1 protein-coding gene is annotated in these 601 nt (G+C 34.8%); it reads left to right on the forward strand.

Annotation, left to right across the window (positions count from 1 at the left end; translation table 11 throughout):
* Positions 1 to 111: 111 nt before the first annotated feature.
* Entirely contained in the window at positions 112 to 531 is a 420-nt protein-coding gene (locus ABS911_RS15280) for a DUF4430 domain-containing protein (protein ID WP_350468257.1), read from the forward strand.
* The last annotated feature ends 70 nt before the right edge of the window (positions 532 to 601 follow it).

A 601-nucleotide genomic window follows, 5' to 3' on the forward strand; every position in this document is an offset into this window, starting at 1 on the left:
CTGTTATATAGTAGTTTTAGGAAGGGAATAGAGTAAAGAAATTTTTTCAACTTTATACATATGGTAAAATGTCTATCTTAAAAGAGTGACATAATTGGAGGAATAAATAGAATGAAAGTTTTTAAATTGGGATTTATAGTAGCAGCAACATTTAGTTTGGCAGCTTGTGGGAACACGACTGTGCAAGACTCAGATTCTTCTGCAGCAAAAAGCAGTACCTTAGTTGAACAGCAAGCAAAAGAGACACTTTCTGTCGTCATGTCATTAGAACAAGATGGAAAAGAAGTTGAAGGTGCAACGCAAGAACTAGAAGTAGAAGAAGGTATTACTGTCTTAGAAGCACTTAAAGGACAGTATGAAGTATTGGAAGAAGATGGATTCATTCTTTCAATCGATGGAATGGAACAAGATGAAGATGCAGGGAAATACTGGTTGTATGAAGTAAATGGTGAACAACCAACTGTAGGAGCCGTAGAATGCGAAATAAAAGATGGAGATCAAGTGAAGTGGTTTTTAAATGCTTTGCAATAAACTGAATAGAAAAGTATCTATTCAAAAAATAACCTTACTTGCTTTTATGACTGCGCTTTGTCAAGTTAGT

The sequence above is a fragment of the Carnobacterium sp. genome, from assembly GCF_040274425.1.

Excerpts from the sequence above, each read along its gene's own strand:
- ABS911_RS15280 (WP_350468257.1), top strand. The coding sequence starts at position 112 with ATGAAAGTTTTTAAATTGGGATTTATAGTAGCAGCAACATTTAGTTTG.